This window comes from Microcoleus sp. B4-C1, assembly GCF_036705285.1.
Taxonomy (GTDB): Bacteria; Cyanobacteriota; Cyanobacteriia; order Cyanobacteriales; family Microcoleaceae; genus Microcoleus.
The window spans coordinates 64,781-83,672 of sequence record NZ_JAUBUC010000019.1 but is presented as its reverse complement, the minus strand read 5'-3'; the positions used below and the strand labels follow the sequence as shown (position 1 = coordinate 83,672).

At 45.6% G+C, this 18,892-nt stretch carries 15 protein-coding genes; 11 read left to right on the top strand and 4 right to left on the bottom strand.

Features of this window, described 5'->3' with window-relative positions:
* Nucleotides 1-239 precede the first annotated feature (239 nt).
* Together QUB26_RS10575 and QUB26_RS10570 are read left to right on the top strand one after the other, a co-directional pair.
* Nucleotides 240-974 carry a peptidase gene (locus QUB26_RS10575; protein WP_333317835.1) on the top strand — a complete coding sequence of 245 codons (735 nt, stop codon included), beginning with the start codon at nucleotides 240-242 and terminating at the stop codon, nucleotides 972-974.
* Nucleotides 975-1,072: 98 nt separating this feature from the next.
* The gene (locus QUB26_RS10570; RefSeq protein ID WP_333200260.1) at nucleotides 1,073-1,498 is read left to right on the top strand and encodes an NUDIX domain-containing protein; all 426 of its coding nucleotides are present in this window, start codon (nucleotides 1,073-1,075) and stop codon (nucleotides 1,496-1,498) included.
* A gap of 376 nt (nucleotides 1,499-1,874) precedes the next feature.
* On the opposite strand, the gene QUB26_RS10565 is transcribed toward QUB26_RS10570, so the two are convergent.
* The gene (locus QUB26_RS10565; RefSeq protein WP_333302918.1) at nucleotides 1,875-2,354 is read right to left on the bottom strand and encodes a rhodanese-like domain-containing protein; all 480 of its coding nucleotides are present in this window, start codon (nucleotides 2,352-2,354) and stop codon (nucleotides 1,875-1,877) included.
* A gap of 412 nt (nucleotides 2,355-2,766) precedes the next feature.
* Here QUB26_RS10565 and QUB26_RS10560 point away from each other — a divergent pair, with 412 nt between their 5' ends.
* Genes QUB26_RS10560 through QUB26_RS10550 form a run of 3 tightly spaced genes read left to right on the top strand, consistent with a single transcriptional unit; the run spans nucleotide 2,767 to nucleotide 6,964 of the window.
* Nucleotides 2,767-3,489: a hypothetical protein gene (locus QUB26_RS10560; protein WP_333317833.1), complete on the top strand. Its 723-nt coding sequence runs from the start codon at nucleotides 2,767-2,769 to the stop codon at nucleotides 3,487-3,489.
* 48 nt (nucleotides 3,490-3,537) lie between these two features.
* Complete coding sequence (locus QUB26_RS10555; protein ID WP_333317831.1) at nucleotides 3,538-5,466, top strand: P-loop NTPase fold protein; 1,929 nt, start codon at nucleotides 3,538-3,540, stop codon at nucleotides 5,464-5,466.
* A 43-nt stretch (nucleotides 5,467-5,509) separates the two neighbouring features.
* Nucleotides 5,510-6,964 carry a DUF1802 family protein gene (locus tag QUB26_RS10550; protein WP_333317829.1) on the top strand — a complete coding sequence of 485 codons (1,455 nt, stop codon included), beginning with the start codon at nucleotides 5,510-5,512 and terminating at the stop codon, nucleotides 6,962-6,964.
* A 59-nt stretch (nucleotides 6,965-7,023) separates the two neighbouring features.
* Here the strand turns inward: QUB26_RS10550 and QUB26_RS10545 are convergent, their stop codons facing one another.
* The 3 genes from QUB26_RS10545 to QUB26_RS10535 form a co-directional block, all read right to left on the bottom strand.
* Nucleotides 7,024-7,815 carry a Uma2 family endonuclease gene (locus tag QUB26_RS10545; RefSeq protein ID WP_333246082.1) on the bottom strand — a complete coding sequence of 264 codons (792 nt, stop codon included), beginning with the start codon at nucleotides 7,813-7,815 and terminating at the stop codon, nucleotides 7,024-7,026.
* Between the two features lie 48 nt (nucleotides 7,816-7,863).
* Nucleotides 7,864-10,875 (bottom strand): EAL domain-containing protein, encoded by a 3,012-nt coding sequence (locus tag QUB26_RS10540; protein WP_333317852.1) that lies wholly within the window; start codon nucleotides 10,873-10,875, stop codon nucleotides 7,864-7,866.
* Between the two features lie 267 nt (nucleotides 10,876-11,142).
* On the bottom strand, nucleotides 11,143-11,967 hold the full coding sequence (locus tag QUB26_RS10535; protein ID WP_333317827.1) for a prohibitin family protein: 825 nt from the start codon (nucleotides 11,965-11,967) through the stop codon (nucleotides 11,143-11,145).
* A gap of 635 nt (nucleotides 11,968-12,602) precedes the next feature.
* On the opposite strand from QUB26_RS10535, the gene nfi reads away from it, so the two are divergent.
* The 6 genes from nfi (at nucleotide 12,603) to QUB26_RS10505 (ending at nucleotide 18,889) form a co-directional block, all read left to right on the top strand.
* Nucleotides 12,603-13,250, top strand: a complete 648-nt coding sequence (nfi, locus tag QUB26_RS10530) for a deoxyribonuclease V (RefSeq protein WP_333241568.1) — start codon at nucleotides 12,603-12,605, stop codon at nucleotides 13,248-13,250.
* A 458-nt stretch (nucleotides 13,251-13,708) separates the two neighbouring features.
* Nucleotides 13,709-13,939, top strand: coding sequence for a KGG domain-containing protein (locus QUB26_RS10525; protein ID WP_006631632.1), 231 nt, complete (start codon nucleotides 13,709-13,711; stop codon nucleotides 13,937-13,939).
* 571 nt (nucleotides 13,940-14,510) lie between these two features.
* Nucleotides 14,511-15,701 (top strand): transposase, encoded by a 1,191-nt coding sequence (locus tag QUB26_RS10520; RefSeq protein ID WP_333241566.1) that lies wholly within the window; start codon nucleotides 14,511-14,513, stop codon nucleotides 15,699-15,701.
* A gap of 63 nt (nucleotides 15,702-15,764) precedes the next feature.
* Nucleotides 15,765-16,292: an FHA domain-containing protein gene (locus QUB26_RS10515; RefSeq protein ID WP_333241564.1), complete on the top strand. Its 528-nt coding sequence runs from the start codon at nucleotides 15,765-15,767 to the stop codon at nucleotides 16,290-16,292.
* A gap of 105 nt (nucleotides 16,293-16,397) precedes the next feature.
* A complete protein-coding gene (locus QUB26_RS10510; protein WP_333241562.1) occupies nucleotides 16,398-18,401 on the top strand; it encodes an FHA domain-containing protein in 2,004 nt (667 codons plus the stop codon).
* A gap of 59 nt (nucleotides 18,402-18,460) precedes the next feature.
* Nucleotides 18,461-18,889, top strand: a complete 429-nt coding sequence (locus tag QUB26_RS10505; protein WP_333241560.1) for a hypothetical protein — start codon at nucleotides 18,461-18,463, stop codon at nucleotides 18,887-18,889.
* The last annotated feature ends 3 nt before the right edge of the window (nucleotides 18,890-18,892 follow it).

The following is an 18,892-nucleotide window of genomic DNA, read 5'->3' as shown; positions in this document are numbered from 1 at the left end:
CGCCCGTGCCACATTAGTTCACGGGCGAGACGCCCGTGCCACATTAGTTCACGGGCGAGACGCCCGTGCCACATTAGTTCACGGGCGAGACGCCCGTGCCACATTAGCTCACGGGCGAGACGCCCGTGCCACATTAGCTCACGGGCGAGACGCCCGTGCCACATAAATAAATTATTGTGGGGAGTAGGGGTTGGGCTTCTAGCCCGCCCTAAAGATGAAATTTAAGTGCAGTCAGAAAAATGCGGTTGTGGAAACTTACGGTAAAACCTCGATTGCTGGCTGGTTTGGGATTGGCTGTATGTTGTTTTAGCCTGATAATTTTTACTCAGGTTAATACTCCGGCGGCGACTCTTTCTTCTCTCCCCAATAGTTTGCCGAATCCACAGGTTCATCCTTTGCCACCAACGCTAGCAAATTGGCAAGATTCCACGGATAGCGGGGATTATTTTGACCAGGTTAAGCCACCGAATTTTGGTCATTTGTTGTGGTCGAAGTTTCCGATTCAGGTTTATGTTGAGCGTCCAGTTGATGCTAATAAGTCTGAAGAATGGGTGGCGGCTGTGTTGGATGTGGTGCGAGAATGGGGGGTTTATTTGCCTTTGGAAGTGGTGGATAGTTCGGAGGTGGCTGATATTAGGATTTTACGTCGGGCTCCGCCTTTGCGTCAAGGGGTTTTGCGATCGCGCTCAGGAGAGGCTACCTATAAGTTATACGCCCGTCGGGATGGGGATAAAACGGTGTTATCTCATCGGTTTTCGGTTTATTTGAATCCGAATCAAGTGGGGAAGTATATTCCGGCGACGGCGCGGCACGAGTTGGGTCACGCTTTGGGAATTTGGGGCCACAGTTTGATGGAAACTGATGTGCTTTATTTTTCTCAGGTGAGAAATCCTCCGCCTATTTCTGCGAGGGATGTTAATACTTTGAAGCTGGTTTACGAACAGCAGACTCGCTTGGGTGGGAATTTTAGTTGAAACCATAAATTCCCGGCGATTGGAAATCGCGTCTACACAAACAAAGTCCGCCTTCGCGGACTCTAAGAACACGATAGTTAATAGGAAATATCAGAAAAATGAAAGATGAATGTTTTGGGATTGTGCCGATTTTTGGAAAGGAAGCTGATGCTTTGTTTTTGTTGATTCAACATCAAGCGGGACATTGGGCGTTTCCGAAAGGTCACGCGAATCCGGGGGAATCTCCTGCGGAAACGGCAAGGCGGGAATTTGAGGAGGAAACAGGTATATCGGATTTTGAAATGCTGGATGAGCCCAGTTTTACGGAACACTATTCTTTTGTTAAGGATGGGGAACCGATTGAAAAGACTGTGACTTACTTTTTAGGTTTTGTCAATTCGATGGAAGTTGTTTTGCAAGAGGAGGAAGTTCAAAATTCTGCTTGGCTTTCTTTTGAGGAGGCTGTTAAACGGATTACTTTTGATGCAAACCGCCTAATGTTTGGGGAAGTTAAGGCATATTTGGATGGCAGGAAGTTATACTAATTCTCGCCTCGTCTTTCAACAATAATGAGTGTGGGTTTGTTTGCTGAAATATTGTGTCAGGTGCGTCCCTCAAAGATTGTGGATATTATTTAAGATTTTTGAGGGCGACGCACCCTACATATACTGTTTGCTAAGAAAATTGAGGCAGGATTTAGTATAAGTTCATATCTATAAACCTCTTGCAAAAATAATTGGGACGGTCAAGATGCCCAGCCCACAAGTTTTATTTTTTCTTGTGGGAGGGTCATCTGGCCCGTCCCATTAATTGAGGGAGGAAAAGGATTTTTGCAAGAGGTCTAATAAACCCGGTAACTTTTGCGATACCGGGTTTATTAAGTGTCAGATTTTATGGGCGAATTCTGCCGCCAATCTGAGGTTATTTGTTGGTTTTCTGGGCTTCGGCGTGGTGTTGCAAGCGAGAGAAAACGTTATAGGCATCGGGGCCGGGAGTATTGTGTTCGACGGCGCCGTCGATGGGGCCTTCGATGGCTTTCCAAGCAGGAATTCCGCCTTTTAGTTCGGCTACTTTTCTAAAGCCTGCTGCGCGGAGAAGATTGGCAGCTTCGGCGGTTTGTTGGTCGTTTTCGCCGTAGATATAGATGTCGCGGATGGGTTCTAAACTGGATTGTGCTCGATCGACTAATTCGTCAATTGGCATCGGTACGGCGCCGGTAATGTGGCTTTTGGTGAAGCTTTCAAAGTCACGGGCGTCGATGATTGTGAGTCCTGGTTCGCCCCAATCTAAACGGGCTTTGAGGTCGTGGCTAGATGCTTGAGCTTTTAAACCGGGAGGGGTGGGAGTAAAGTCGGGAAGTTTTTCTTTGATGTTGGAAATTTGGTCGGGAATAGTTTTCATTGGTAAACTGTTGTTGAATGTTTTGATTGCCATTGCAATGTAACAAGATGTTTAGGTTGAATTCGTCTTTCTAAAGGCAGAATCGGGCATTGAACTAAAGTCGCAGTTACGCTGGTTTGCTGGTTGTTAGCTGCGGTTGGGATCGCTACATTTGTTGAGGTTGCTAGGAAGTAGCGGGCTGTGCTTAAAATAGTTTCGATCGCATTTGGTGCAGAGAATTTGAAGTGTGATCGCTTGTTAGAGTTGGTATTTTATCAAAGAATTCAATTTTAGTCAATGCCTATTATTTTTAAATAAAATTTGCATAAGTTGTGCGTAGCCTCGCGCGGATTTTTGCGGAAAAGTTTAAATGTTGGCCAGCAAGGTTTCTGGTAAAATTTAAGAGTAAAAATAAGTATTTAAAGGTATGGATATGTCTGAGAAAAGTGAAATTGCGGTGCCTATAACTTTGACACCGGAAGAGCAAGCGGTGTGGGATGCGAAGGCTAAAGTTCGGGTACTGCTGAATTTGTGGGATTTGGGCGGCGGGAAGATGAAGGTGAAAAAGGGGGAGTTGACTAAGCGGATTGTTCGCACTAATGAGACGAGTCAGAGATATCTGGGAGTGCTCGGTGAGTTGCAGGCGACTGGGGCGATCGAGTATTCGCTGGTAAATCGGGTGACGCTGGTGGAATTGAGCGCGAAGGGGAAAGAAGTTTTAGCGGAAGGCTTGAAAAGTAAGGATTCTCTGTTTGAGTTTGATGGTTCTCAAATTGGTACTCGGCTGGGAAATTCTTTGTTGAAGTGGATTCGGCATCAGGATGGTGCGGCAAGTGTTCGGGTTGAGAAGGAAAAGGCGGATGTCGGGGCGATCGCATCCTATGAGGATTTTAAGGCTGTGGCGATCGATGTGTATGACAGCTTGAACCGGGATTATAACTTAGACGATTTGGTGCCGATTTATCGGATGCGTCGGGCGATCGGGGAAAGGGTAGGGCGATCGGAGTTCAATGAGTGGCTGTTGGAAATGCAGGCTACTGATATTTTTCAACTCATAGGCGGTGAAATGATAGAAATCACGCCCGATAAAACTGAAGATTCTATCAAAACTGCACTTGGTGCACTCCGTTACTATGTCAAACGGCTAAATCCTTAAAATTGGCCTAAATCCCTTTGTAAATTCGTTAACCTCACACAAAAAACCATGACTAATTCTTCTTTTTCTTCCATTGAAGACCTAAACGCCGCTCTTTTAAATCAAAATCCATTTGCTAAACCTCCTTTTCTCAATGCTGGTGATGTTTGGGGCCAGGAATTCTTCGATGTTGAGACAATAAATGCCCACGCCTCAGAAGCTGTATTTCAGGCACTAGCTCAAATTCGTGCTGGTCACTACAAGACAACTTCCATCGCTATAACGGCTCAGGATGGAACTGGAAAAACTCACATTATTAGCCGCATTCGCCATCGCCTACAGGAGCATGGCGGGGGCTTGTTTGTCTACGCTAATAAATATGGTAATATCAATCAAATTAAACAAGGATTTCAGCGAATATTGGCTGAGAGCCTGGGAAAGATTGGTAGAGATGGGGTGAGACAGTGGCAAGAACTAGCAACGGCAATGGCTAACAATGCTTTAAAGGTTTCCAAACCCAATGCTAAACTTTTTGCTCCTCAAGAATTATTTGGCAAATTTAAGGCAGGCACGCCCAAGCAACTAAAAAAGTGGGTTAAGGATCTAACAAAAGCATTTCTGCAAGCGAAAAGTGTTAACGATCCTGATATTGTCAAGGCAATTTTTTGGACACTCTCCGACGAGCAATCACTTTATGCAATCAAATGGTTAGAGGGTCAAGAACTTGCTAAATACAAAGCCGAGGAGTTGGAACTACCAACTCAATGCCAATCTTTTGAGGCGGTTTTGCAAATCTTAGATTTGATTAGTGAGTACAAGGAACTGGTCATTTGCTTTGATGAGTTAGACACGCCTGATGCCTACGACGATATTAGTGGCTTACACATCAGTCAGATTGTTGCAGGACTAATCAAAGATTTGTTCCAAAATCTAAACCGGGGTTTGATACTGAGTGTAATGATGCCTCCTCAATGGAGCAATAAAATAAAGCAGCTACCTGGGGGAGTGTTCACTAAGGTTTCGGTGCAGGGAAATCCGATTGACTTGAAATACATGGATGCAGAATCAATTGTTAACTTAGTTAGCTTTTGGTTAGACAAATATTATGAACGACAAAACTTAATTCCTCCTGAGCCAATTTATCCATTCACTCACATTCAACTTAGCGAGCTTGGCAAAGGCAAACCCACTGCTAGAGAGGTTTTGAAGTGGTGTAAAGAAAATTGTCAGCCTCCTATTTCTACGGGGGAAGGCACTAAAAATCCCGATATTTCTAATCCAGTTGAACTTGCTTTTGTCAAAGAGCTAGAGGAAGATGTAGGAAATTTTTTAGAAGATAATTATCTGCTTGCTGATGCTATTTTATTTGGATTTCAGAGTTTGATTGGTCAGACGGTGGAAAGGGTCACACTTCAGGAAGCTACAGATAAAGTTAAAAAACGTGGAGGCAAGGATGATTACATCAATTTCAAGGTACTTGTCAAAGACAACGGAATAGATGTAACTATTGGAGTTGCAGTGCTTCAGTATGCTGGGGGCAAAGGGTTAGGAGCGGGTTTAAAAAGGTTAAATGATTACCCAACTTTTAATTTAACTCGCGGTTGTTTGGTTCGTTCCCAGAGCAAAAAGATTACTTCATACCTTGAACAAAAGTATCTTGTACCGCTCATTAAACAGCAAGGTGGAGAATATGTTCCACTGAAAGAAGATGAAATCAAACCGCTGTTAGCTATTCGGGCTGTTCATCAGAAGCGCGAAGTAGATTATGGGGTGAGTGAGGAGGAAATTTTCAACTTTATTGCAGAAAAAGGTGCTGAGAAAATGCTAGGGGCTAGCAACCCCTTGCTTAGAGAGATTCTTAGCGATCCGTCCTATCAGGTTCCTACCGATCTGATTGAAGATGAACCCGTAACTGTAGCGGAGTCTATTATGGATGACTTATCGGAGTCAGAAGAATTAGATAAGTCGTGCGATAATTTACTCAGCCAATTTAATTAAGGCTTCATAAACTATTAACTTTATATTCGAGAACAGTAAATCCATGTCGCTAGTCAACATTGACAGGGCTATCCGTTTACCTGCCCCAGACGTAGAAGCTTTAATCCAAGGGCGAATGATTGCAGCAATAGTTTGGCGAACGTTTAATCCGGGAGAACAATATGCACTTTATCCAACCGATAATTCTAATATGTCCTTGATAAAACCTAAGCAAATGAGCTTGTTTTCAGAGTCAGGGCAATTAGAACTACCCCTCGTAGTTTTAGATAAAGTTTCGATCAAAGCTTGGGCTAGGTGCGAATTTTGCCAAACGCTGAACGATCCAGAATCATTAGAGGCTTTGTCGCTGTTAACAGTCTGGAAAACAGAGGCATTACAGCAAATTCTCCAGCAGCGTCCGTTTATTTTTGTAGCTTACCTGCGGGTTTATTTACTGCCTCAGCCGCTGGAAATGCCAGTGCATCCCAGCGGCAATTTTGTATCTTTGCCAAAATCCCTAACTGTTACTGATGCAACGCCAGTGTTGAGCGAGTCTATCTTTGCCAAACGCCGTCAAAAGCTGGAAAAACTAGAGCCTCCTGAACATCCAGAATTGGAAGAGTTGCAAAGTGCATTAGTGCATTTATCCACCACCAACCCAAAAGCCAAACAACTAGACGCAGAAATCAAAATGTTTCTAGGTTGGAGTAGCGATAAGCCTGTAAAACCCATCAAACCGGATTTAGCTTGGATAAAGACTATAGCAGCTTTAGGAAATCGCAGTATAGAACTAGAAGAAAAAAAAAGCAACTATCAAGCAGGCACAGATTTTGAGAATATCACACGTCAAAGCCTTGAATTTTTAGGATTCAAGATTGAAAATGCCTACAAAGGCGGTGCTGGTGGTTTAGATTTATTTTGCTCCAAACCCTATCCCTTAGTTGGTGAGTGTAAGGCGGGTAGACTTATCCCTAGTCGAACTGCTGAAGAATTGATTAAACTGGGAGGAATGCACTTAAGTCGGGATAAATTTTTAGAATCTACCAAGTTAGTGATTGGCCCTGGCAATCCTTCGGTGGATATGTTGAAAGCAGCACAAGAGTGGAAAGTTAGTATTATCAATGCCATGACTTTACAGAAGCTAGTTGAGTTAAAAGCTAAATATCCAGGTGCTGTCAACTTAGTTGAACTAAAGCCCTATCTAGAAATGGGGCGGCAAATTGACGACAGGATTAAGGATTATATTGAGAAAGTTGAAAGAGAAATTAGGCTGCGATCGCAAATCATACAAGCAGTGAAACAACTTTGCTCAGATAGCGACTTTCCAACGGTTGTTGAGATTAAAGTTCAATACAATGCTAGATTTGCCGCCACTGATTCTAAGCTGACAAACGAATCAGTAAAGGATTTGACTATAGAACTTTCTTCACCGCTGACGGGTTACTTAGGGCGAATTAAAGGAGACAATTCGCAAAGCGATCGCTTTTATTTCCTGCGCGATTTGCCGATCGATGATTGAGATACATCAAGGGCGATTCCCTACCGGATAGCTTCGCCGCGCGCACTTTATCCAATTTCCTACACAGCATCAGGATCTACGCCCAACTCCCGCAACCTCGCCGCCAACCTTTCAGCGCGTTGATGCTCCTCTTGGGCACGTTGACCCTCTTCTTGGGCCCGTTGGCGTTCCATTGCAGCTTCCTGTTCGAGTTGCCGCAATTGCGCGTTTTCTGCCTTAACTAACTCCTCTACCAATGGCGGGTTTAGTATTTCATCCACCGATAAAACCAGATCGGGAAATACTACAGACACCATTTCCTCACCAGGCAAGAAATCTGTATACGTGTAACCATCTTCACCTTCAATCAATGCAAAAAGCCGAATTTTTTGCTTGCCCATTTTAGGGTCAACAATGCAATATTCTGGCACATTCGCTAATTCGTACTCTCCGCGTTTAATCACGTAATCTTCGCGGCGATTTTCGCTAACTACTTCTACTACTAACAGCGGCTTTTCATCAAATTCGAGAATGCCTGCACCTGGTCTAGCAGCCGCTTGTTCCAAAAGACTTTGAGTGCAGACAACTACATCGGGAATCCGAGATTTATCTTCATCTGTTCTCACTCCCAGACCCGTTTTTACTACTAAGTCGAGATTGTGTTCAGCTAGGTAACGCTGCAATTGGTAAACTAAATATTCGCAAATTTTGATGTGTAAAACTGTGGCTGTTGGCATCGGGATTAATTTGCCTTTGTACAGTTCATATTTTACATCAGATTCTCCTTGATAAACTCGGTATTCTTCAAAGGTTAATGTCGGCGAAGTATCGAGTTGCTGTTCTGCTAAAACTGGGGCGATCGATTGAGACATAGGTTTTGGTATGAGTTTATCTTGATACAATTCCTATTGTAGATCGGATTACCATTTGGGCGATCGCCTCAACAAGGCTGTAGCTGCCTCACTATCGAGAGGTTTAGAGAAAAAGTACCCCTGACCGTACTCGCAGCCGATCGCCCGCATTTGAGCCAATTGGACGGCGGTTTCGACACCTTCTGCCACTACCTCCATCCCCAAACTGCGGGCCAGCATGACGATCGCCCGCACAATTTCCAAATTTTCCCCCATTTCCCCGATGCGACTGACAAAAGAGCGATCGACCTTCAAAATATTAATCGGGAACTTATGCAAATAACTCAGAGACGAATAACCAGTGCCGAAATCATCAATACACAGCCCGATACCCAAGTCTCTCAACTGCGAAAGCATCGCCGCCGCCGCTTCCCCATCTTCCATCACCACAGTCTCAGTAATCTCCAACTTCAAACAGCGAGCATCAACACCCGTTTCCTGCAAAACTTGCTTAATTTGTTTGATGGATTCCGGTTCCGAAAACTGCCTACCCGAAAGATTTACTGCTACAGTCAGCGGCGAATTTCCCACAGGTAAATTCAAACTCTGCCACTTAATAATTTGGCGGCAGCTTTCGTTCAAAACCCACAAGCCCAAAGGCGTAATTAACCCTGTTTCCTCCGCCATCGCAATAAATTCCATCGGGGAAACTAAACCCCGTTCCGGGTGCAGCCAGCGCACCAGCGCCTCAAATCCGATAACTGAACCAGTTTTTAAACTAACGATCGGCTGATAATAAACAGTAAAAGGACATTCCAATTTTAAAGTAGTCACTTGCGACTTCGGACGCTCCAATCTGCGATCGATTTCACTCATGGGCGAGTTTTCCGTCGCCGTCCCACAGGCGAAATCCACTATGGAATATTTCAAATTTAGTTCTTCCACCGACTCCCGCAAATCGTGTTCCAAGTGCATCAAAGCCACCGCCTGAGTGTGCATCGCACTGGTAAAAACTTCGTAGCGAGCTTTACCCAGAGCTTTGGCGCGGTACATGGCAATATCAGCATCGCGCAAAATATCTCCCGGCCACTGATATTTGTCGGTACTCAAAGCAATGCCAATGCTAGCAGTAATTAAAACTTTATTACCTTCCAAATAAAGCGGTCGTTCGATCGTTTTGAGAATTTCCTTTGCTTGGGCGATCGCCTCATCAACACCTTTAATTTCCTCCAGCAAAATCACAAACTCATCCCCCCCCAGACGAGCCACCGTATCCCCTGGCCGCAAACAAGTCAAGAGACGGCGAGCCACAGCCACCAACAGGCGATCGCCCGTGCGGTGTCCCTGACTGTCATTAATCACCTTAAACCTGTCCAAATCCAGAAACAGCACCGCAAACTGATAACTCGGATGCCGTTGGGCGCGGGCAAAAGCTTGCCCCAACCTGTCAGTCAACAAAGCACGGTTCGGCAACTCTGTCAGCGCATCGTGCAAAGCATCGTGCAACAGTTGTTCTTCAGCCATCTTGCGTTCAGTCACGTCGTGACAGTTGACGACAATTCCCCGCACCGAAGGTTCGTTGAGCAAATTCGTCGCCACCGCTTCCAACACGCACCAGGAACCGTCCTTGTGTTTCACTCGGTATTCCGCCATTCCCTGGCTAACTCTCGGCATTTGCATGACACCTTTGAACACTTGATCCACTATTAGCAATTCGTCAGGGTGAATCAAGTCAAATATTGATCGGCCGAGCACTTCCGCCGTCGGGTAGCCCAAAATCCGCTCGGCGGAAGGAGAGACATAGCGGCAAAAGCCTTTCTCGTCGAGAATCACAATAATGTCTCTAGCATTTTCAATCAACGATCGAAAGCGCTTCTCGCTTTGCCGCAGCTCTTGTTCCGTGCGCTTTTGGTCGGTAATATCGGTATTCATGTAAATCAGACCGACAATTTTCCCTGTGCGGTCTTTAATAGCATCGGCCCGCAGTAACACTTGCAAAGTTTTACCGCTTTTAGTGCAGTTGGTAATTTCACCAGACCAAGAATAACCCTGGGCGATCGTATCGAGTACCTCGCGGGCGACTGCGGGGTCAGCAAAAACTGCCGATATACCTCCGGCTAGTTTAAATTCCTCTGCGGTGTCCCATTCAAATAGCTGAGAAAACGCTTGATTTTGATAAATGTGAGTGCCGTTCGCATCGCTGATGCCGATCGCGTCACTCGAACTTTCTACCGCCTTGCGAGTCAGCACCAGAGCTTCTTCTGCCCGCTTGCGCTCGGTAATGTCAATCCCTACCAGACAAGCTGCTTTGCCCTGATCGTACTTTTGAGCCACAATCAAATAGTATCCCTCCGACTCTCCCGCGTCGGTTTGTAGCTTAACGTTGAGTTCTTTAACCGCTTCCGTAGCGTCGCCGGCAAAAAACTCCACCACAAAAGAGTTAAAATCCGAGCTAGCGCCCAGAAAACCAATATCTTGACCGACAAAAGCCGACGGCCGCAAACCATGCAGTTTGGCTAAGTGCTGGTTAACCCCCAAATAGCGCAAATCCGAGCTAATCCAAGATACTGTGCCCGGAACTGCTTCTAAAATCGTTTGCAGTTGGTCGTTAGCTTGCTGCAATGCTTGCTGCACTTCACATATTGGTTCCGACAAGTCAGATTGAACTCCTACAAAGTGAGTTAAATTAGCGTTGTCGTCTCGCACCGGAGATAGCGACAATTTGCTCCAAAAAGCAGTGCCGTCTTTGCGGTAATTTTTGATTGTTGTCTGGATTTCTCGACCTTGGCGCAAGGCGTCGCGGATCTTAGCTACAGTAGTGCGATCGGTATCCGGGCCTTGCAAAAATCGGCAATTGCGCCCCAAGATTTCACTGGCGCAGTAACCCGTCATCCGTTCAAAAGCCGGATTGCAATAAATTATGGGACAATCGGGTGCATTGGCGTCAGCAATGACAATGCCGCTGCTAGTAGCGGCCAAAGCTCGATCGCGCAGCCACAGGGCTTCTGACGCAGAATGGCGATCGCCGATATCCCCCACTTCACCTAAATTAGAAATTGACTGGTTCTCCCGATCTCCCATCAGCCGAACTTTCAAGCAAACCTTTACAATTTCCGAGTTGTTTCTTACTCTAACGTTTTTCAGGACTCGCGCAACGTAAATTGTATCTCCACATTTAAGTAAGCGGGATTTCACGTTAGTTGTTTGGTATTTTCTACCCTTGCTGTTGGGCATTTAAAAAAGCGCCTCTTCACTTCCGCAGTGACAAACCCTCTATTCTTCTCCCCCTCAGACTCTCTCCCCCTCTCCCCTTCTCCCCGCGCCCTGGCAATCACGATCTGCAGCAGCTTATTTAGCAGGAGTTGCAGCTTGAGAAGTCGGCGGCGCAATATTAATTAATGGCAAAGTTCCGCCTCCTCCCATTACTGTCGGAAACTGGCCGTTCCATTTTTCAATCGCTTGCTGCTGCAAAATTTCAGTAGTTAAAGTTTGCCGCTGCAAGCGTTGAGCTTCAGCTTTACCTTTAGCACGGTTAATTTCAGCTTGAGCATCTTGGGTGGCTTTTTGAACTGTAAATTCTGCTTGTTTAGCTTCCTGTTCTGCTATTTGTTTGGCTTCGATGGCTTTGCTAAATTCTGGAGAAAAGCCAAAATTTATTAAGGAAACATCTCTGACAATCACGCCGTAAGGTTCCAAACGCTTTTTGAGGCTGTTGTCGATTTCTGTTTTGAGTTCGGTGCGCTTAGTAATAATTTCTTCTGCGGTTTTTTTAGAAGTTGCTGCTTTGAGAACTTCCGAAATTGCCGGACTCAGGATGCTGGTAACAATTTGTTCTTCGTCTCCCACTTGTTGAAAAACTTGATTTACTTTGGCGGGGTCAACATTCCAGTTTACTGCCAAATCTGTTGTAATGCTTTGCAAATCTTTGGATGCTGCATCTGCTTTCAAATCTGTTTTTTGTACCCGCACGCTGATAGTTTTTACAGAGGTGACGATCGGTAAAATCGGGTGGATGCCTTCATCTAAAATCGCGTCTTGAACTTTCCCGAAGCGCATCATAACGCCCCGTTCCCCTGGGCCGACGAGGGCAAAAGGTCTTAAAATTAAGGCTGCGATGATGAAGACGATGCCACCGACGATGTAGAGAGCTAGGTTGTACTGAACACTTTGCATGGTTTTCATATGTTGATTCACCTATGTTGTGTTACTTGATGTTAGTTTTATATTCGATGTTATCTAAGATTATAACTTCATGTTAATGGTGCAACTACTCATAAATTTATGTATCTTTATTCATAAAAGTCATATACTTGTCAGGGTCTGGGAACCTCTTAGCTCGATGAGTGGGTATGAACAATCCCACTTGTAGCTGGGTGAGATTATTGATGAATAAATGTTTCAATCATCTTGACAAAGAGGATTTTTTTAGATAAAGCAGAAGTAAATAGATAGCTCGATCGCTCTTTGAGAAGCGATAAAAGGGCGATCGGAAAGACAAAGCTTTCTAGAAAGCTAAAAAATCAGAATTCAACTGCTAATTTGTGGGTAAATTTTAATGGTAAATGGCAGGTGCGTGCTACAAAAACCTTTGCGGGTTCATGCAAGCCACGAAAGATAGAATTTCCCTCTCAGACCTACAGACTCTATTTGTAGAATTGGCATCGGCCCGCCTTGCTCAACCCTCCTGAGTAGAAAAAAAGACTCCTTGGGCAAGTTGGGAATTTATAGCTACAAACGATAAAAATCCGAGTTTAAAAATGCCCAAAAATAAGTTAAGCTTAGATGAGAACGGTTGAAAAAAAATCAAAATGTTGCAGCGACACCCTTGGCCGCAGACAATTGAAGAGGCGATCGCCATTCAAGAACAGCTTCGGTCAGAGGTAATTACCCAAAATCAACTGGACACAGTTCGGTACGTCGCCGGTGTAGATGTCGGCTACGACATTACAGACGATGTATCGCGGGCCGCTGTAACAGTTCTGAGCTTTCCCGACTTGCAATTGCAGCAGCAAGCTGTGGTTCGCAGTCCTACAACTTTTCCTTATATTCCGGGTTTCCTGTCTTTTCGAGAAGTGCCGGCAGTTCTCGAAGCTTTGGAAAATATCAGTTTGAGGCCAGACTTGATATTGTGCGACGGTCAAGGACTAGCCCATCCCCGCCGATTCGGTCTGGCCTGCCATTTGGGGGTTTTGACAGGGATTCCCACGATCGGAGTTGCCAAAAATCGATTTATTGGAGAACATTCAGAAGTCGGACTCGATCGGGGCAGTTGGCAACCCTTGCTGCTAGAGGGCTCAACGGTAGGAGCCGCGCTGAGGACGCAAACAGGCGTAAAACCGATGTATGTTTCCATAGGTCATAAGGTAAACTTGATAAGTGCGATCGAGTACGTCCTGCGCTGCGCCCCAAAATATCGCTTGCCAGAAACCACTCGATCGGCAGACCAACTAACATAGGGATAACTGGCAAGTGCGGAATGCCCAAAAAAAAAGTAAAAAGACCAAAAAAGCATCCGTCTTTGGACTTTTAATTTTTGAGGTGGCGCGGTTAAGTCGAAAAATCCTCTGAGTCTACTGCCAATCAGCTTTCGGTTCCATCCTTCCAGCGAACTAAAGAATGACTATACCTGAGAAAGAGGTATAAAAGTTGGGGAGGTTTATAGAATGATTGAAAGACAGTAACCAGCTTAAAACATTGGCGGCTCTAACTATAGTGCCCGGGCGTGAACTATTTTTAGTTCACATTTGTAAATTATGAAAGAGTCATCCTGCGAGTTAAACCAAAAGCTTAGATTCGTGTGATGAGGTTTCATAATTTACCGTCGGATATCTCACCACTGGCTGGGAGTAACCATGACAGTGGGAGGCGAAGGCGCGATCGAGCTAAAAAATCAGAAAAAAACAAGGAGACAGTCATGGCTGAGAAAAGCAAACGCGGATTCGCTTCTATGGATGCAGAAAAACAGCGCGCAATTGCTAGCAAAGGCGGAAAAGCTGCACACGAGAAAGGAACTGCACACGAATTCACCCCTGAAGAAGCCAGACAAGCTGGCCAAAAAGGCGGCGAAGCTGTCAGCAGAAATCGCGAACACATGGCTCAAATTGGTCGCGAAGGCGGTCGCAAAAGCCGCAAAAGCGAAGCTTAAGTCTCTTAAGGCTTGCCCTGTAATGAAAGATTGCACAGTTGCAGCGTGAGACATAGCACTAGGACAGTAAACGTTTGAGGAGGGGGGGCGATCGAAGTTACCAAGGTAGTTCGATCGTCCAGCCTCCAAAATTCGTGACTAGCGCACCATAGCTTTGCAAAGGTGAAAACCCCCCAGGAATTAGTTTTTTAGCAATCGCTGGCCAATCTTGAACAGCAATTTTTTAACGAAAATGCACTGCGGTCAATAATTTTGCGGGAAAGAAAGGCTGACAAGCGCGATTCAGTCTCTCAAAAAAAGCCAATACGAGCACTAAAAGCCCCGAAGTCAGGGCTTTTTTGTATAGCTGCACATAATAATATTTTTAGAAGTGCGATCGAGTCTGCGTCAATAATTCTAATTAAGTTTTTTGGTGAGGAACTCCGTCCTCAAAATAAATCAGCTAATATTTTTTTATCAGGAAATTGGGTTTAAAACCCCGTCCTTCGCTTGACGGCTTTAATTGTAAAGTTTTAATAACTCACGGAACATCCTATGCTGAACATAGTAGCATAAGGTGGGAGGTAAAACCATGCTAGTTTTCGAGTTTAAAGCATACGGAAAATCAAATCAGTTTACTGCCGTAGACGAAGCAATTCGTACCGCAAAATTCGTCCGCAATAGCTGTATAAGGTATTGGATGGACAACAAAAAGGTGGATAAATATGATTTGAATAAATACTGCGCTGTACTGGCGCGTGATTTTTCCTTTGCTGACGAACTCAACTCAATGGCTAGACAAGCTAGCGCAGAACGAGCATGGTCTTCTATCTCCCGATTCTACGATAACTGCAAGAAGGGTGTGGCCGGCAAAAAAGGCTATCCACAGTTCCAGAAAGATTGCCGCTCTGTTGAGTATAAATCAACTGGATGGAAACTTGCCGACGACCGAAAATCCATCAATTTTACCGACAAGAAAGGGATTGGGCGGTTAAAACTCAAGGGGACACGCGATTTGCATTTCTATCCAATTAGCCAAATAAAACGGGTGAGATTGGTAAAACGTGCGGATGGCGTATACGTTCAGTTTTGTATTGATATTGATCGAAAGGAAAACATAGCCCCCTCTGGGAACACCATAGGCTTAGACGTAGGATTGAAGGAATATTACACCGACTCAAAAGGAATTACGGTTGAGAACCCGAGATTTTTGCGAAAAGGTGAAAAAGTCCTTAAACGTTGTCAACGTCGGGTGTCCAGGAAAGTAAAAGGTTCAAACAACAGGGACAAAGCTAGGCGGATTCTAGGCAAACGCCATCTCAAAATAAGTAGGCAGCGTAAAGACCATGCAATGAAGCTTGCACGGTGCGTAATCTCATCAAACGATGTAATCGCTTACGAAGATTTGAGAATAAAAAATCTGGTGAAGAATCATTGCTTGGCTAAGTCTATTAACGACGCATCTTGGTATCAGTTCCGTGTCTGGCTTGAATACTTTGGAAAAGTATTTGAAAAGATTACGGTTGCGGTGAATCCGCAATATACCAGCCAAGAATGCTCTAGCTGCGGTGTAATTGTCAAGAAAACGCTATCTACTAGAACGCACGTCTGTAAATGTGGGTGTGTAATGGATAGAGATAAAAACGCGGCTAGAAATATCCTGAGTCGAGGATTGGGTACGGTAGGGCATACCGGAACTTTTGCGCTTGACGCAAGTAACGCTTTAGGAGAATCAATCTCTACTTTGGCTGGAGAAATCCTGCCTCAGCAAATTGGCTCGTAGATTAAAGAATCCCGGTGCGTTTACGCGCCCGGAGTGTCAAATTTTTGAGCTAACTATAAAATCATGACAAACCAGCTCACTTTAGCATGGACAGAAGCTGGGGTGCGTCAAACTCGAACAATTCAAAACGGACAGCCGAGCAAAAATCCGGGAACCGTGAGGCTAGGGCGCGATCCGGCGAAGTGCGATATAGTATTTTCGCATCCCAGCGTATCGGGTCTGCACGTTGAAATATTTTTTAATCAGGAATTGCAGGAGTATGCAGTGCGGAATTTGCGCGAAAGCAATCCGCCCCTGGTAGATGGAAAAATTCTCGCCCAAGGCGAAGCAAAATTGAAATTGGGAAGCCACATCCATTTAGGGCAAGTGCAAATCGAGGTGGTAAATGTCACGGAGGTGCAGGTAGCCGCGCCCCAGACAGTTTTGCTGGGGCCTCCCGCACCTGGTAACTTTCAGCCGACGGGGCCTTCACAATATGGTTTGCAGTGTCCCAAATGCAGCCGAATTTCGCCTTACGCGCAGTTGAATGCGGGGTGTCCGTGGTGCGGTACTTCTTTGGCGGCGGCGGCGAGTGTGATGATCTCTCCTTGAAAGTTGGAAAAATGGAAAGTCTGGCTATCCGCTAAACACTCTCAACTTCAAAAATCTTTTTTTGCAGAAAGCTCAAAGCCGACGGCTGATGTTTAAAAAATAATCATGAATTCTCAACCCTTGCGCCTGCGACTGACTTGGACAGATACAGCTACGGGGGATTGTCGATCCCCCATACTCGACTTACCCATCGCTTTGGGGCGAATTTTTGAAGCTATGCCCGCCACAATCAACGGGAAACGAGTTTCTCGAATTGCCCTCAGCAGCAGTCAAGTTTCTCGCTTTCACGCAGTGATTGGCAGTGAAGGTAACAGTATTTTACTTACTGACACGGGCAGCCGCAACGGTACTTTTGTTAACGGCGTTCGCCAAACCCGTTGCGTGCTGGCAAACGGGGATATGCTGCAAGTTGGGCCCTACGCGATCGGCATTTCTTTTGCTGTTAATTCCCCAGAAACCCCGTCGGTCAATTCTCACATTTTCTTTAACCCGCAGACCAATGGGCCAGACCCTGCATTGGGGCCGCAAATAATGTCGCAGGTTTCTCAAACAAGTAGTAGGGGAGAATTTCCGCCGATCGCATTTTTGCACGCTTCTCAAGTGTCAATGCGATCGCTCCAATCTATGGGACTCCCTGTAACAGAAGTTGATTGGGCTGCTGTTGGCGGCGGTTTGGGTAGCTTTATTTGGGTGGATTTGCTGAGAATTTGCGGCGTAAAAATCGATCGAATTGCTGTTTTGGGCATGGAAAACCAGCCTTACGCGCGCTACCTGCGTCTGTGCCTGAATTCTCAAATTCCGCTGCGGGAACGCCTACGATCGAATTCTGACTCTTGTCCAGACAACATTTGGGGCTGGCCTCCCTATGCTTTGCGGGAAGCTTGGCAGGAATTGCTGAAAGGGCGTTTGGGGATGTCGTTGATGTTGATGTGGCAGGTGTTTGCTGAACCGACTTTTGCCGAAACTTATACGCCTCGCGCGGGGAATGTGTTTGATTCTATTGACAGGGAAGTCGATCGAATTGGGTGGAATCAGATGTTTCGCTACGGTAGAGTGCGGGGAATTCGCAAAACAGATGACGGCAGGTACGCGATCGCTTATTCTCGATCGAATGCCGAACACCGCGACCACGCTTTTTTAATCGCGAAATACGTACACTTAGCCACCGGCTATCCCGCCATTCAATTTTTGCCGGATTTGCAAGCTTACCGCGAAAAAACCCAGGATTTTGAGTCGGTTGTCAACGCTTACGAAAGCCACGACGGCGTTTACGAAAAATTGGAGGCCAGCGGCGGCAGCGTGTTAATTAGAGGCCGGGGAATTGTGGCTTCGCGGGTGGTGCAGCGGATTTACGAAGCGCGACAGCGGAACAGTAATATTCAAGTATTGCATTTGATGCGATCGCCCAAACCTCAAGGTAACAAATTTAAACTCGCTGAGCGCAGCGTCGAAAATCACTACGAATTTCAACCTTTCAACTGGCCGAAAGCTTGCTGGGGCGGGGAACTCCGCGTACTTTTGGAAAAAGCCGCCCCCGAATTTCGCCCGCAGTTGCTCACCGACTGGGGCGGCACTACCACAGCCCAGCGCAGCGACTGGCGACGAATTGTCAAAGAAGGCTTAAGTCAAGGATGGTATCAAATTACCTTCGGGGAAGTCGAGCGAGTCGAGCGCGACAGTCAAAACCGCACAGTGACGTACATTCAGGAGAAGGAACTCAAGGGGCAAATTAAGTTAGAAGCTGATTTTATTATTGATGCTACCGGTTTGGACGCTAAGGTAAAAACCAGTCCTTTATTAAACGATTTGGTAGCTCAATATAATCTTCCCCTCAACGGTTTGGGCCGGCTGAGTGTTAACAACGATTTTGAAGTGCCCGAATTGCGGAATTCTTCTGCTAGCAACACAGAAGGCCGGGTATATGCAGCCGGCGCGATTACTTTGGGGGGGCCTTACGCGCCCGTAGACAGTTTTTTGGGCTTGCAATACGCCGCCTTGCGATCGGTTGAAAGTCTGGCCGCCCACCGAGTTGCTGGTGTGCGGAAATTGAGCGTTTGGCGATCGTTTGTGCAATGGTTGAAATGGATTTTAAATAAATCTCCAGATTGATTAGAAACAAAACCGTTTCGCATTCAATCTAAAATCCAAAATCTAAAATCCAAAATCGAATGACTCCCACCTTATTTGGCCGATGGCAAACTCGAATATTATTATTTGCAACTGTAGGGCTTTTAGTAACACTGCCATTTTTTCTAGGTTTAATAACTTCTCAATCAGGCTCAATCTTTTTCTGGATTTTAGGGTATATAGCGATTTTTGGCCTCGGCTGGGATGCTTTATATATATACATCCAGCAGTTCCGATGGGATCGAGATTGGCCCGGTGCATTTCAATTGCTCGCCGGGATTTGGGAAGCACTTTTTGTGTTATTTTTAATCAAAATTATCGGTTTGCCGGGGATACCTGCACAAGATTTTGACTTGGGAGCTTTTGCTTTGCATTATAGTTTAGTATGGCTGGCTATTTATCTGGCGTCGCAAACACTGATGCGAATTTTGTTTCCCCACTGGCGTTTCCGTGGCGGCCAATGGTTGTAATAA